The organism is Pedobacter kyonggii (assembly GCF_004310665.1).
Classification (GTDB): Bacteria; Bacteroidota; Bacteroidia; order Sphingobacteriales; family Sphingobacteriaceae; genus Pedobacter; species Pedobacter kyonggii.
In genome coordinates, this window is the sequence record NZ_SIXF01000001.1 from 107,195 (window position 1) to 122,301 (window position 15,107).

At 39.6% G+C, this 15,107-nt stretch carries 10 protein-coding genes; all 10 read right to left on the minus strand.

The window, feature by feature from the left end:
- Positions 1–116: 116 nt before the first annotated feature.
- The 10 genes from EYS08_RS00430 to EYS08_RS00475 are packed head-to-tail and all read right to left on the minus strand — an operon-like array spanning position 117 to position 15,078.
- On the minus strand, positions 117–962 hold the full coding sequence (locus tag EYS08_RS00430) for a PKD domain-containing protein (RefSeq protein ID WP_131027906.1): 846 nt from the start codon (positions 960–962) through the stop codon (positions 117–119).
- Positions 963–974: 12 nt separating this feature from the next.
- Positions 975–2,420, minus strand: a complete 1,446-nt coding sequence (locus tag EYS08_RS00435; RefSeq protein WP_131027907.1) for a PA14 domain-containing protein — start codon at positions 2,418–2,420, stop codon at positions 975–977.
- Positions 2,421–2,450: 30 nt separating this feature from the next.
- Positions 2,451–4,154, minus strand: a complete 1,704-nt coding sequence (locus EYS08_RS00440; RefSeq protein WP_131027908.1) for an alkaline phosphatase family protein — start codon at positions 4,152–4,154, stop codon at positions 2,451–2,453.
- Positions 4,155–4,184: 30 nt separating this feature from the next.
- A complete protein-coding gene (locus EYS08_RS00445) occupies positions 4,185–5,804 on the minus strand; it encodes a DUF5008 domain-containing protein (RefSeq protein ID WP_131027909.1) in 1,620 nt (539 codons plus the stop codon).
- Between the two features lie 32 nt (positions 5,805–5,836).
- Positions 5,837–6,586 carry a hypothetical protein gene (locus tag EYS08_RS00450; RefSeq protein WP_131027910.1) on the minus strand — a complete coding sequence of 250 codons (750 nt, stop codon included), beginning with the start codon at positions 6,584–6,586 and terminating at the stop codon, positions 5,837–5,839.
- A gap of 24 nt (positions 6,587–6,610) precedes the next feature.
- Positions 6,611–8,134, minus strand: coding sequence for a RagB/SusD family nutrient uptake outer membrane protein (locus tag EYS08_RS00455; RefSeq protein ID WP_131027911.1), 1,524 nt, complete (start codon positions 8,132–8,134; stop codon positions 6,611–6,613).
- 11 nt (positions 8,135–8,145) lie between these two features.
- On the minus strand, positions 8,146–11,295 hold the full coding sequence (locus EYS08_RS00460; RefSeq protein ID WP_244215815.1) for a SusC/RagA family TonB-linked outer membrane protein: 3,150 nt from the start codon (positions 11,293–11,295) through the stop codon (positions 8,146–8,148).
- A gap of 21 nt (positions 11,296–11,316) precedes the next feature.
- Positions 11,317–12,405 (minus strand): DUF5007 domain-containing protein, encoded by a 1,089-nt coding sequence (locus EYS08_RS00465; RefSeq protein ID WP_131027912.1) that lies wholly within the window; start codon positions 12,403–12,405, stop codon positions 11,317–11,319.
- A gap of 37 nt (positions 12,406–12,442) precedes the next feature.
- The gene (locus tag EYS08_RS00470; protein ID WP_131027913.1) at positions 12,443–13,552 is read right to left on the minus strand and encodes a discoidin domain-containing protein; all 1,110 of its coding nucleotides are present in this window, start codon (positions 13,550–13,552) and stop codon (positions 12,443–12,445) included.
- An 11-nt stretch (positions 13,553–13,563) separates the two neighbouring features.
- Positions 13,564–15,078, minus strand: a complete 1,515-nt coding sequence (locus EYS08_RS00475; protein WP_244215816.1) for a RagB/SusD family nutrient uptake outer membrane protein — start codon at positions 15,076–15,078, stop codon at positions 13,564–13,566.
- Positions 15,079–15,107: the final 29 nt, after the last annotated feature.

Consider the following 15,107-nt stretch of genomic DNA (forward strand, 5'->3'; position numbering starts at 1 on the left):
TCAAAGCAATCAAATTTTATAACCTATCAGTCATTCAATCTTGATTTCTTTAAACTAAAAATACATGAAGTTTTTAAGCTCCATGTATTTTTCAAATTATGCATAAACTATATAAACTAGGGCTGTTTTTTGTTGATTGTCCACTCGGCCAATTGAAACACACGGCTTCCTCTATTCGATTTAATGTAAAGACGGTAAAATTTATAAGCAATGTAGTTATCGAAGTGGAAAAGTTTAGTCTGTTTTCTACTTATACCACTGTTCTCGTTCGCCCATGGACAAACGGTTACCGTATGCAGATCGGTATACTGGATACCATCTAATGAGCCTTGCAAAATCCAGAATCTCGGATCGCGGTCTGCCGCGTCATTACCCGATGTTAAGGTATAAGCACCTACCACCTGTGGGGTCTTTAATTCGAAGGTACACTTTTGGGTACCATCAAAACCTGCCTGCAAAAATTTCGTATTTACATCCTGATCGACCAGTTTTTTGGAACCTTCAGCAGAATCGGCCCCCGCACCTGCTTCAAGGTTAACCGAAAATATACCACCAATGGTTTTCATGTAATTTTCGCCACAAATGGAGTAATTTATTGTCGGATCGACCACGCTAAGCATTACTTCTTTCGCTGCAGTATAACCCTGACCATTTCTTGTGGTTAAGGTTACCTTGTATTTCCCCGGAAAACGGTAAGTATGTTTTGGATTTACCTCAACCGAAGTACTGTCATCGCCAAACTGCCACAATAAACTTTTATAATTTGTGGAGTTTCCGGTAAACTGGTACTCTAAAAATTTCAATGTATCGGGTTTTACAAAGGTAAACCCAGCTGTAGGCTTTGGTTCTTCCACTTCAGGAACAATCTCTACGGTTTCGCCTTTTTTACATTTCACTGTTAACACCACAATTAGTAGTAAAAGTGAACCTATACCCAATAATCTTTTCATGTTACTTTTCATGTCTATTCAAGTTTAAGGAGTTGGAAATAATTGTGTTCTTGGTACTGCACGTTTGCCTGTTATACCTGCCGATGGAACTTCATATTCGAGATATGCCTGTTGTCCGCCAACATTTTCGCGGTGATGTGCTTCAATTTTATATCTAATACCACGTTCTAAACGAATGGTTGCTTTTCGTTCTGGTTTATCCCACTGCGTGGTATAATCGTCTATAATGGCTTTTCCATTAATAAATAGTCTTGATCCATCATCCCAACGGGTTTGATAGAAAATATAGTCGCCCCTTACTGGTGCCAGGAATTCCCCAACCCACTTGGTAGCGAAATTATCTCTGCTCAAAGAAGTGCCAGCAGTATTTTTTACATTATTTGGCCAACCATCACCCGAGAATTCGATCGTACCATCAACGCGGGTTGCAAAAGGCTCACGCCCATCATCCGGTGCCAATTGTGTATTGGTGTAATATTTGGCAATCAAACCTGTTCCATTTCCAATAATTGGCGAATTGTTATCTAAGTTTACATTGGGATCTATCACCACAATTACTTTTCCTTTTGTAGGATGGATAACATGATTGGTATTATCGCTGAGGCTTAAGGCAAAGGCGAATTTCTTATTGTCCACAATATTAGCATCAAATACCGGCCATGGGATCGATAACCTTACGGTAGCACTGGTTGCGCCTGTATTAAACCTCACCAAAGTATCGATGGTAAAATCTTTAGCGGCCAGGTGAATGGTATTTGCTGGTAACGTACCGTTTGATACCAAGGTTGCAACAGTATCCACATTATCTTTAATTTTTATGTTAAAGGCTGTTGAAGGCGAATTATCCAAACTGATAATCAACGGAATGGTAACGCCTGCAGGGCCAACGATATAATTACCCTGATAAGCAACATTGTAGGTACCTCCGCCCTGAAAATTTAAAAAGTGGATGTCGGTAGATTTTAATAATTCTTCGGTATTGATAATGACCAGGATATTCGATTTGCCATTGGCAATTTTATTGCCTTTACCCGGCGCTGAAAGTTTTAAGGCAAAAACCACCTTCTTTCCAAAATAACGCTCTAATACCGAGCGCCGAACAATTGCTATTCCTTCGGCATTGTCTGTTCCGTACGATACATTAATTACGTTTGGATATTCTACGGCAGCTGATGGCATAAGTACAGCATTGGTTAAACCGCCATTATTAATTAATTGTGTTACCGTGTCGTTATTTAGGGTTAATCCTACCTGAAAAGCTTCTTCAGCTGCTCCTGAAAGCGAAATTTTGAATGGGACTTTAACAAACTGATTATCTATTGATACATTGCCCACAACAATGCCTTCGCCAGTAATACTTCTACTTGCCGCAGGTGGCAGATCCAAATCGTCTATTTGAGATTCTTTACAAGAATAGGCAACAATCATGATTGTTAAGCCCATTAATACGATGTATATAATTTTTTTCATCTTCAATACTTAAATTATCAATACTCTTGTTTATTGGTCTAACCAAACCCTGCCATCAAGCGCCCATTGCTGGTTATTAGCAATTTTTAACCAGTTAACCATTTGCGCTGGTATATCGGTTGTTTGCGGAACCAGGAGCGCTAGGGAACTGGTTGAAGGCGGGCAGATTAAATCGTTGAAATTTTCCCAAACATATGGCCCCTGTAATTTAAAATCACGGGCCTGTGAAGAAAGATCGATCATCTTATCGCCATTACCATCGGTAGCTGGCCAGTAACCTACTAAGAAGTTGTAAGAAGGGTGGCTCTGATCGATGGATGTTTCGCAAGAATATTGCTGAATTACACCATCTGGAACGGCTAGTTTAAAGAAACGGATATCGGTTACGTAATAATCAGGCTCTCCATGCCCCTGGCCATTTAAATAACCAAGTTTCAATGCGTTCGAATTGGCCAAAGAACCAGACCCGGTGATTTCTAACTCATTGTTAAAATTTCCATTGGTGTAAGTTCTGATAAACCTTTGGTTACCGCGCTGTTCTAATTTAACCGAAAGGTTTTCCCATCTGCCCTGAACAATATCACCACCCCTGCATTGACGGTAATCGCCATCTTTTGTGCCTCTCCATTCGAAATACCAATAACGGTCTTCTAAATAAATAACCCAACCCACACTTGGGTGACCACTAGACCATTCATTCCTTTTACCTAAAATACTAGGGTATGAGATCTGCTCTTTGTTCTTTTTAACTTTAAGCTCTATGGTCATCTTGGTGGTATCGTCTATATTGTAAACGGTTGCATCTTCGCTAGCCACTTCTGCCCTAATTTGGGTACCGGTCATTTTTACGGTTTTGCCTAAATACCTATTACCCGTGAAAGGCTTTACCAGAATTCGCTTATTGTAAGCAGCGCTATAATAAATGATAAAAGCATTGTTTGCCGGTTTACTGAAAATGGTTAGATCGTCGGTATTGGGCGGAAGGGTAAATGCACCACCATCGCTCGAAGCGATAATCACCAGCCAATCTTCGTTAACATAATTAGGCCGTTTTTTTAATGCAGCCATAATCTCACCCACTCCAGTATCGAATTTTTCTATTGCCGTTTTATAGTTCGGGAATGAATTATCATAACCATATTGTGCCCCTGCTTTATCTACATCGGTAAAGTGACCTAAAATTACCGAGGCGGTATCGGTATTTAAATCGTTAATTACCGCAGCTTTAACCAGATCATCGCTGCTTACCAATGTGCTGATATCTGCACCTGTTGTTAGCGATTTAAAAACTGCAGATGAGGTATGTGCCACAATTTTGGTCTGTGGCCTGCTCTCTTTAATCCTTTTAAATATTACAGGATAATTCTGCAGGTTGTTATTGGTCAGATTATCATCATTTACCAGGTGTTTTGCCTTTTTTACACCGGTTAACATGCTTGTCCAGTTACTGGCATTCTGTGTAGCTTCGGGTTCATTTAAGCTTACCCAACTGTAAACTGAATGTGGTAAAAGCGCCGTAATATTTGGAATATTGGCCGCAGCTACCGATTGCCCTCTTGCGCCATCAACCACTAAGTATAAAATCTTACGGCTTCCGTATCTTACTTGTGTGGTATCGGTACCATCTTTATCTATAAGTTTTCTATCGAAATCTTTATTGCAGGAAAATATGGCTGTTGCAATTACTGTGGCCATTAAACCCAACAGTAATTTATATTTTTTCGTCATGCTCATCTTAATTTATATTTAATTGGCTTCTGGATATTATTCGATCGTTACCCTAACGATGTTATAGAAAGGCTGGTTATCAAAGCGGCTGAAACCACCGATTAATAACAGTGCTTTTTTGCCATCTGCAGATTTTGTTTCAATCACATCAGAAAGGCCGCCCGAAAATGGTCCGGTAGCATTATAACCAGGGGCAAGCAACCCTGCGGGTGTAAGCACCATAAAACCGTTTCTGGTTACGTTGTTGTATTTTTTAAAACCGCCGCTTACTACAATCAACCCGTTCGAAATCTGGCGTGCAAAATAAGGGTAACCACCTTCAAAGAATTTAGCGGTGAAAGATTCATCCAGACTGCCATCTTCATTAATTAGTGCCATCCCGTATACAGGTTTACCGTTGTATTTTGTAAATGCGCCTGTAATTAGGTATTTTCTGGTAGCGGCATTATAGGTAAGTGATGTTATTCCATTATCTACACCACTGCCCGGATTAAAGCTTGCATCTTTAGTACCATTAGCATTTAACCTTAAAATACGTACAGCAGGCTGATCATCGAAGGTGTTGAAGTTTCCAAATACCATTAATTTTTCGAGGTTGGCGGCATCGGTATGCATATAGGTATCAATAGGGCCATTCGCACTCACGTTACCTTTGTTGGTTGCGGTATTAAAACGATAGGTTTTATCTAACGAACCATCTAAATTGAACCTTAAAATCTGGCGTATTTCGGTACTATCCAGAATTACAGTATCTCTGGTAAAATCATAATTGTCTTTATCGTAAGTTCTTTTTACGTAATACCTAAAATTGCCCGTTGCTAATATTTTGCCCTGATGTGGATAAATACGGTTAATGTATTCGTTGGTGCCGCCATTAAATTTAGGAAACCATTTTTGGGTAACTGTATCTGTTAAAGTTGGCTTACGCTTGGTTTGGATTTTAATGGTATCAATAGCCCCGTTTGGATATAAACTGGTTATGTTACTGATATTTTCTGTACGTTGGTTATAGCCGCTAAATCCACCGGCGATGATAAAACGTCCGCCAATTTCAATTACTCTCGATAGCGAGCCATTAGCTCCTCTTCCTGTTCTAAAAGTGCGGTCGTAGTCGCCATCTAAAGAGGTTCTGGCAATTCTATTAATCGGTGTGATTAATCCTTTATTATCGTAGTTGCTAAAACCACCCAATACAAGTGCCCTTCCATCAATCATTTCGTAAAACTGACTTACATAGCCGTTTGTTCCAGCTGTTGCCTTAAAAGTGATGTCGTTTTTGATCAGGCCCGACACAATAAACTGCGGGCCTAAAATCAGCTGATCGCCAATAGCAATCGAGGTGATTCCTGTACTTCCGGCTTCGGGTACCTTAACCACAATAGTAGATTCGGTAACGCTAAGCACTTCTGCTTTTTCGCCGTTAAACATAAAGGTTAACTTATCTTTAAAGGGCATTAAGCCTTTGGCCTGCACGGTTACGGTAGTACCTACAATCCCTTCTGATGGAACAGGCAATAAAGTTTGGCTAATGGTTATACCAAGTGGAGCTTTGCCATCTGCATACGGATCTTCACCTAATTCTTCTTCTTTCTTACATCCCTGTATAACTAAGGAGCATAGAAAAAACACGATTAGCATGTATTTTATTTTTTTCATGATTCTATTCTTTTAAAATTATAACAGGCTAATTATTTATTACTTGGTGTTAAACCAGTGTTATATACATCATTAAAAAACTCGTATAAATTGAACCCCAGGTATGCACCCTGGTATCTTAACGAGTGCACCATTCCGTTGGTTGGTTTAATATCAGACGATGCGACATAACTTGGGTACCAGTTATCGTTCGGTTTTGATACATCGGGGATGTAAGAGAGCACAAGCTGCCTGTAACCGATATATTTAATTCCGTTGGCATCGTTAAAAACTACTCCAATATTGGCTACGTCGTTGTTATAATCGTAGTGAAGGGCGCCCGGATAAATACTTCTCAGGTTAAGATCGATCTGCGGATAATCTTTTAACATGTTTACACCCTTAAACATATAACGTTGCAGGTATTTCCGCCAAATGGCCAGACTGATCTGATCGAGGGTTTTTACCGTATCTCTTCCCGATTCATAAAGTAATTGGTTTAAGGATTCGAACTTTGGATTTCTATCTCTTTCATTGGTGTGAATATTGCCGATGGTTTTCCGCACTACATCGTCATCAAAAGCAAAAAAGGTGAAATTCTCTGAACTGAACTGTTGTTCCATGCCAGCCAGTTTTACAATTTGGGCAACGGTATCAAAAGGAACTTTTTTGGCCTGTAGGTACTGCATCATATTCCCATCAAATTCTGCCTTTGCCTTGCCTCCATCTATATAATACTCATCACGCTTACAGGCATTTAAAACAAGTAATAGTGCTGCACATGCAATAATTAGCTTTTTCATATCTTGTATAATTTCTATTTAAAATTAATTACCACCATTAACCCAATAATCGTTTAACCGCATAAATGGATTGTTATTTAAGGCATTCCCGCTTATTGGCCAGGTCCATGCGCCACGGCTAAATTTATCTGAAGTAAGTACATTGTACGACCATTGGCTGCTCAAAATTCTCTTGGTGCGCACCAAATCGAAATAATGGTGTCCTTCGCCTATTAATTCTCTAGATCTTTCGTAAAAAATAAAATCCTTTAGGGTAGAGCCTCCGCCACCAGCATATCTTGATGCTTGTGCCCTATCTCTTACCATATTTACCAGCTTAATGGCTTCTGTATCTTCTCCTAAATCGGCAAGTGCTTCTGCAGCCAGTAAAATTTCGCCACCATACCTAAAAATCATAAATGTGTTATCTGGGTTGGCATCTTCTTCACCTGTAGAGAAAGAGTTCTGCGCAAATTTTAACATCATAAACTTTCCGTTGTCGGCAAAAATATCTTCGTTAAACCAGCTGGTAATTCTCTTATCGCTACCATCCTGAAAGAGTTTCTGCATATACTCACCCCTGAAATAAGCAAAACTTACACGGTGGGTATATTCGGGTCTTTTGTATGGGTAATGCAAAAACATATCGGCTACTGGCGCAGTATTGGTATTTTGATCGCTATAGTTTATACTGCGGTAAAATTCGAATAAGCTCTCATCTGACCTTCCTTTAATTACGGTAGCCCATTCTGTAATCGGCAATAACCTGTATGCACCGCTGGCAATCATTTCGCGCCCTAAATCGGCAGTTTCCTGGTAGTATTTCTTTGAATTGTTCGCATCAAAACCTGCATTCCACATGTTCATTTCCATCATTAAGGCAATAATGCTTCCGCGGCTTGCCCTAACTCCTTTTAAAGACGGATCGGTATAAGTCCATGGAATCTGATTTTTATGGGTTTTAAGATCAGTAATACATTTGTTTAATACGGAAACAAAGTTTTCGCGTGGCAAAGCTGTTGAATGGAATGCATCGGTGTAATACACGACATCGCCATATAACCTTACCATGATGAAATAACTTAACGAACGGATAAATGCAGCTTCGGCTTTATACTGGTTTTTCTGCACATCGGTAAGTCCGGGTACACCCTCGTCCAATTTTGCGATTAAAATGTTGGCACCTTGTATGGCACGGTAATAATCGGTCCAGTCGGTAATTCTGTTGAAATTGTAAAAACCCCATGGACGACCGCCTGACAATAAACCTAACAGGTTATTTTTTCCTAAAATTTCGACAAACTCGCGGGCAGGGGCTAAATCAGACTGGCTTTCGTATAATACTTCGCCAGAGCGGTACTCGCCCGTTGCGCCTATAAAATGTGTTTCGTTAAACTTACCGAAAACAATACGCGACAAATCGTAAATATTTGCTTCTACATCTTCTTTAGATTGGAAGAAGTTATTTCCTGATAACTTATCTAAAGGTTGTATATCCAAAAACTTTTTACAAGCAGGCAATGAAAACGATGCTGCTAAAATCAAAGAATAAATGATAAACTTTTTCATAATAATATCTATTAATTGCCTGTATTAAGTTCTAACTGAACGCCTAGGTTATAAGTACGCGGAACAGGATATCCTGTAGAAATATCGCGCCCCAATGTGGTTACGTTTTCAGGGTTTGGCCCGGTGTACTTAGAAAAAGTAATCAGGTTATCTGTAGAGGCATAAATTCTTAAACTGCTCATTCCAAAACGTGCGATAAACTTTTTATCGAACATGTAAGAAAGCGTTACGTTACTAACTTTTAAATAAGTTCCGCTTTCTTGCCAAAGTGTTTGATCGGCCCTTAACGGCTGAATCTGATCAAACCTTTTGTAATCGTACGGATAAGGGTATTTTGCAATATCACCAGGTTTTGTCCAGATATTAAGATCATTTAATGGCACCACCGATTTTAGTGAATACGGATCGCGCATAATGGCTATCCTATCAGCCAGGGCATTATTTAAAATGGTTCTGTCGGCGGTGTAAGTAGCATAAACATTCAAGCCCCATTTTTTATACCTGATGTTGGTAGATAAACCACCCGTTATTAAAGGCTGTGAATTACCGGTAACCTCGTAGTCACGGCCATCTAAAATATAATCTCCGTTTACATCTTTCATAATCGGATCGCCACCTAAGAAAAACTGCCCGTTAGATTGATATCTTTTACCCGTTACAGGGTCAGTTGGCACATCGGCATCAGTTTGATAAACGCCCTGGTTTATTCTTAAGTAGTTGGACAGTGTGTTTCTACCTACGCGGTAAACGTTGTGCTGCAGGTAACCAGAACCATCAAATTTGATAAACTGACCATTATACTCTGCCGGAAGTTTTAACAGCACATCGCGGTTAAGTGCACCATTTACCGAAACCGAAACATCAAAATCTTTGCTCGCTACCGGTCTCACGGTAATCATGATCTCCGATCCATAATTGGCAATACCTAAATCGTTACTTGCCAACTTATTAAACCCGGTGGTGTTGGATAAAAACCTATCAAACAACAAGTTATCAACCTTTTTAAAATAGGTATCGAAGTTTACAGAGATTTTATCGTTAAATAACCCCAGATCAAAACCCAAATTATACTGGCTTGTTGTGGTTGGTTTTAAATTAGGATTTGGAATAATATTATAATCGATTCCGATGGTTGGGTTGTTATTGAAGTTATTGTTCAGGTTATAAATACCATAAATACTCTGGAGATTACCCGTTGGCACAATATTCTGTCCCCAGGTTAACCTCAAGCTACCGTACGACAACCATTTCATATCAGCCAGCCAGTTCTCTTTGTTAAAGTTCCATCTTAAACCAATTGAAGGGTTTTTAGAATATGGATTTTCCAGTCCGCTGGATGAGGTACCATCCAAACGGTAAGAAAATTCGGCTACATATTTTTTATCATAATCGTACGATACCGAACCTGCAAACGATGCAATGGTTGCGTTTTTATAGTTAGACAATACCCCTCCACCACGCGAGTAATAGGCATCGTAACCTAATGGTCCCTGTAACTGATCGTTAGGTGTTCTTTCCTGGCGGGTAATGCCAGCCTGTGCACCCTGTTTGTAAATCTCGTTAAAGGTGTTTACAAAAAGACTGTGTTTTTCGCCAAAAGTTTTAGCGTAAGTAATCCCATTTCTATTGTACAACTGGAAATTTCTTCCTACATAATCGTATACTTTAGCAAACTGGCCGTTTGCTGCTGCTGGTGTAAAGGTAGATTCGGTATCAGAAGTATAATCGTAACTTAAAGTAGAAGATACAGCCAAACCAGGAATAAACTCGTAACGTGCCTCTACGTTAGTTCTTAAGTTTCGGGAGTTATTATCATTCAATGTTTGTAATGCCGATAAAACCCCTCCCGATGCCTGATAGAAAGATGGTGGAGGCAACAAAGTAGATACCTGCCCATTTCCAGCAACACCTGATTGTAAAAGCCCTACGCCATTTCCTTTATTCTGCTTTCCTACGGAGCCATTAATAAAACCAAAAAATCTAAATTTATCGTTTGGCTTAAACTCCATATTCATATTGAGGTTGTAACGGTTATAGCCCGTATTCTTGATTACCCCTTTTTCGGTATAATAACCCAGGTTGGCTTTATAGTTAAATCTAGGATCGCCGCCATCTAAGGCCAGGTTATGACTCTGGTTGTAGGTATTCTGGAAAAATACATCCTGCCAATCTGTAGAGTTGTTCCAGTATGCATTTAAACTATCGGCAAGGAACGAAGTATTAGAAATTCTTCTGATGTCATCAACATTTGAAGCATTTAAAATAATCTGCTGGATTTTTAATGATCTCTCCGAGTTACCACCCAAAGTTTCGCGAAGTTTTGGCGGGGTTTTAACAAAGAAATTGGATACATATCTAATTCTTGGAACTTTAGAGTTACCTCTTTTGGTGGTAATGATAATTACCCCGTATGCCCCTCTCGAACCATACATAGAAGTTGCCTGGGCATCTTTTAAAATCTGGATGTCTTCGATATCTTCCTGAGGGATCAATGAAAGCGGACTCACACCAGGCCCTTGACTCTGAAAACCAAACTCTGCAGCTTTATCTGCATCTAATGGAACACCATCAATAATATATAATGGTGAGGTTGGCTGCAGAAATGATTCATTACCACTGCCCGAGATACTTAAACTTGATAACCCACGAACCTGTACCGAACCCCTAAAACCTGGTGCACCGGTGTTATTCTGAATATTTAATCCCGGCACTTTACCCTGTAAAAGTTGCTCTACGTTAGAAACCGGAATATCCTGAACCTCTTTGGCCTGAATTAAAACCGAAGATCCGGTAGTGGTTTGTTTAGACCTTTTTTGGTAGGCCACAATAACAATCTGATCCAGTTCTTTACGGTCTTCAGAAATGGTTACAGTGATATTATTCTGATTGGTAATTTTTACACGCTGTGTATTGTAACCAATAAACTTGAATAGTAAGGTAGAACCTTCGGGCACGTTAACCGAAAATTTTCCGCTACCGTTGGTTTGGGTTAAACCTTTATTGGTGCTTTCTAAAATAATAGATACACCCGGAACGCCTTGTTTTGTTTCTTTATCAACAACGGTACCATTCACAAGGTTAAATTTCTCTTGCGAAAAAGCACTGGTGCCAATCATTATACACACCACAAGTAATGTATAAAAAAGTATATTTCTTTTCATAATATTAGCTTTAAATATTGCCTATTCGCTGATAAACTTTGGATCATCTGTTTTGAAGTGAAATACAATTTCCCAATCTCCAGCCTGGTAAATGGCAAAATCGACCCCGAAGTTGGCAATGATACGCCCACCACCGAAAGCGCCTCTTGAGTAACTCAACTGCGCTTTCGCCCTCGAACCTCCTGGTGCATAAAAGGTTGGAATTTCTACCAATGGAATCGGATAGGCTACATCGTACTGAACATACTTATCCGTTTTCTGCATGTTAAAACCATGGATCATTTTATCCCAAACAGTTTCGTTAAAGGAAGATGGATTAATTTCAACCGAATCTTTATTTAAGGCTTTAATGCGAAGCGAGTGACCATTGCCCCCTGTAAACTGGCGGATATATACCACTACATCTTTCTGATCGTTGTTACTGACCAGATTTTTGTTGCTTGTAGCACCAATTACATTGTTTAGGTATGGGCGGATATAATCTCTCAGCTTTTTATCTAAAGGAAATTTAGGATCGGGAGCAGGCAAACCGGTGTAAGCATTAAAATCATTAGAAGGTTCGTAAGGTCTTTCTCTAAAAGGTCTGATCTGTAAATCCCTGATCAAACGTTCTCCACCAGTATTTTTAATCTTCACATCAAAAAAGCGGGTATCCTGAGAAAAGTTTGTACTATCAATTGGTCTTGGTTTGATTAATTGATTGGTAGATGAGCTCCAAAGTATAAACTCCCCTGAAGAACGTACCTCAAACAAAGCGTGCTCTTCTATCTTTCTTTTAGCCTCTATTTCTGCCAGGCTTTTTTCTAAGCCTGTATATGGAGCAGTGAACACATAAGTAGGCACTTTCTGAAAAATATCGGTAACCGGTTTACCATCACCAAAACGTGCATTCACAATTTCGAAGGTGATAGGTTGCGTAGAATTATCGCCATTAAAACCTCCCATTAGATTGGTTCTGCCAATAATCGGTTCAAATACCTTATTGCTAAAGTTTACATTATTACTCAGGTAATCTTTTTCTTCTGGCAGGTCGTACAGTTTTTTGCATCCGCCAAAAGCAATCAATGCAAACAAAACCACAACCACTTCTATTTTTACGATTGACTTCATAAGTTTCGTTATTTTATTTTTTCTATGTCCCATCACCCTATTTCGATTTGTTTATAGTCCATTCTGCAAGCTGGAAAGTACCACCGCTCCTTAATTCAGTAATATTTATACGGTAGTAGAGGTAAGCAACAGTATTGGTACATCTAAAAACTTTTTGCTGATACCTTTCCTCGAAAAAGAAATTGGTTACCCGGTGTAACTCTGTCCAGTTAACACCATCCTGCGAGCCTTCGTAAGTCCAGGCTTTCGGATCTCTTCCATTCTCATCATTTGCTGAGATTAAAGTATAAACAGACGATACTTCTGGCGTTTTAAGTTTAAACTGCATGGTTAAAAATCCTTGCAGATCGCATAAAAACTTGGTGTGGTCGTCTCCATCGATCACTTTTTTAGAGTTTTCACCACTGGTTGGTCCACCGCCGTTTTCGCGGTTGGCAGAGAAAGTACCACCCACAGTAACCATTAAGTTTGGCGGAGGTGGAATAAAAGTTAAGCGGGTAACAAAGCCATCGAAACCGAAAATATGATCGGGACTGATTACGTGTACAATGCCATTTTTGGTTTTGATGTTATTCGAAGCAGTCGTACTTGTAGACCAGTTTCTGATGAATTTGCTCTTTTTGGTATTGCTAAACTGAATCACTTCCGGACCGGCCCCCACCTCGCCCGAGGCAGAGCCCCTCACCGATTTGGCATGCATGGGATAGGATACCTTAGCACTGGTTAAATTCAGTCCATCCTGCAGTTTCAAAGAATCAGAAGGTTTTACGCCCCTGATAATGTAGTAAGACACCATGGTATCTAACTGAATTCCGTCAATGTTCGATAAAAACAACGGGTCTTTATCTGATTGTTTTCTTAAAGTATTTAAGTTCCTTAAGGCTAGCTGAAAACTAGGATTGGTTACCGCAAAAAGCGTTACATTACTATCGGTAAGGGTTTTCTTTAAGCCCATCCGATCAACCGCCACAATTAACGAGTCGTATACCCCCGGCTTACTTTTTAAATATTCGTAAATGTTTCCATTATAGGGTACTGCGCTATCTTCTACATCGTAATAGCCCCCATTTTTTTTACAAGCCGAATAAACGATGGTGAATAACAAGAGTATTGTTAGCACACCAATATATTTTATAAAATTTTTCATATCAATATTATTTAGCGCCAGTAAGGATTCTGAGTTAGTAAACTGTTTTGAGCGATCAGCCTGCGCGATATCGGCCAGTAGATCCCTCCCGAATTGATCAAGGTCATAAACCTGGCATCGTTCTGCTTAATTTTATTGTATCTGATTAAGTCGTACCACCTATGCCCTTCTCCCAATAGTTCGCGGTGTCTCTCTTCGAATATGATTTTAATGATATCATCTTTGCTGAAATCGAATTTAATTTCAGTATCTGGAGGTAAACGCCTGCTCATTACCTGCTTTAACTCATCAGTCGCTCCTTGTTGATCTCCTAAAACAGATAGTGCTTCGGCCCTTAACAGTACAATATCTTCTAACCGGGTAAAGATCAATGCACTGGTAAAATACCTGAAGTTTGGATCGGTACCACCACCTTGAATAACCTTGATTTTACTGAAAATTGGATATTTACCATTTAAATTGGTGAAATACCTGTCGAATTTCGATTGGCCCAACGTATCGATAGAGAATCTTTCATCTTTCGGTAAATTGAAATATTTTAAGATCGAATCTTTTGGGAGATAGATATCAGGAACCGACTTGGTAATGATGGGCTCTGCAAGGGTTAATTCTTCGATATGGCCAGTTGATGAACCATCGATATGACCATAATCTGAATTAAAGCCAAACATTTGTCGGTTATTTTTATTGTAGAAAAAGCCGTTTGAATTGCTTAAGTCGGTAGTTGAAGTATAACCACCTCCGCTTCTGCCATAATTATCTTCAACAAATTTGGTGTATTTGGCAACACTGGCATAATCTGCATTCCAGGCAGCAACATGCGACAGTACTGCGTAAGCTGTAACCTTAGTTGCTAAAGCACCGCCCCATCTTCCTCCGTTTTCGTTATAATAATCGCCTGGCTGCTGAATATCGTTTCCACTATAAATAAATGGCAGATCGGCAGCAGCTCTTAACATTTCCGATTCTACCCAGGCTAAAACCTTAGCTTGTTTTTCTCTGGCTTTATTTTCGAAAACGCCTTCGTTTGAAGATATGATAAAAGGAACATCACCCCAGATACGCACCATGTAGAAATAAGCAAAAGCCCGTAAAAACCTGGCTTGGGCAATATCTACTGTCATGTTATTATCCGAGTAGCGTTTATCAGTTGCTCTAACGTGTGCAATATTTTCTAGAAAAACGTTAGCACCATTAACAATTGCATAAAACCTGGTCCAATCAGAAAGCGACTCTACTACAGGGTAAGATGCATTTAAATTATTGCTGATAACCGCTTTTAAATCCTGTCTTTTCGGACTTGTAAACTCGCCTGGTCTTACATCTCCATAAATCCAGTGGCTGTTATTGTCGGAAAGTGCAGCTCTGGTTAAGGCATAAACCCCCAGAATTCCGGCACGGGCATCCTCTACCTTATTCCACATATTTTTTTCGCCCACCACCCTACTCGAGTCCGTTTCCAATGCTTTGTTGCAGCTGGTTAAAGCCGCCACAGCAAGCAGAAATGCGTATAATATATTTTTCATCGTTATTGATGTATTTTTAGTAGCTATTT

What these genes read in the sequence shown, in the direction of transcription:
- EYS08_RS00435 (WP_131027907.1), bottom strand. Translation starts at nt 2,420, where the DNA reads ATGAAAAAAATTATATACATCGTATTAATGGGCTTAACAATCATGATT.
- EYS08_RS00440 (WP_131027908.1), bottom strand. Translation starts at nt 4,154, where the DNA reads ATGAGCATGACGAAAAAATATAAATTACTGTTGGGTTTAATGGCCACA.
- EYS08_RS00470 (WP_131027913.1), bottom strand. Translation starts at nt 13,552, where the DNA reads ATGAAAAATTTTATAAAATATATTGGTGTGCTAACAATACTCTTGTTA.
- EYS08_RS00450 (WP_131027910.1), bottom strand. Translation starts at nt 6,586, where the DNA reads ATGAAAAAGCTAATTATTGCATGTGCAGCACTATTACTTGTTTTAAAT.
- EYS08_RS00445 (WP_131027909.1), bottom strand. Translation starts at nt 5,804, where the DNA reads ATGAAAAAAATAAAATACATGCTAATCGTGTTTTTTCTATGCTCCTTA.
- EYS08_RS00475 (WP_244215816.1), bottom strand. Translation starts at nt 15,078, where the DNA reads ATGAAAAATATATTATACGCATTTCTGCTTGCTGTGGCGGCTTTAACC.
- EYS08_RS00460 (WP_244215815.1), bottom strand. Translation starts at nt 11,295, where the DNA reads ATGAAAAGAAATATACTTTTTTATACATTACTTGTGGTGTGTATAATG.
- EYS08_RS00455 (WP_131027911.1), bottom strand. Translation starts at nt 8,134, where the DNA reads ATGAAAAAGTTTATCATTTATTCTTTGATTTTAGCAGCATCGTTTTCA.
- EYS08_RS00465 (WP_131027912.1), bottom strand. Translation starts at nt 12,405, where the DNA reads ATGAAGTCAATCGTAAAAATAGAAGTGGTTGTGGTTTTGTTTGCATTG.
- EYS08_RS00430 (WP_131027906.1), bottom strand. Translation starts at nt 962, where the DNA reads ATGAAAAGTAACATGAAAAGATTATTGGGTATAGGTTCACTTTTACTA.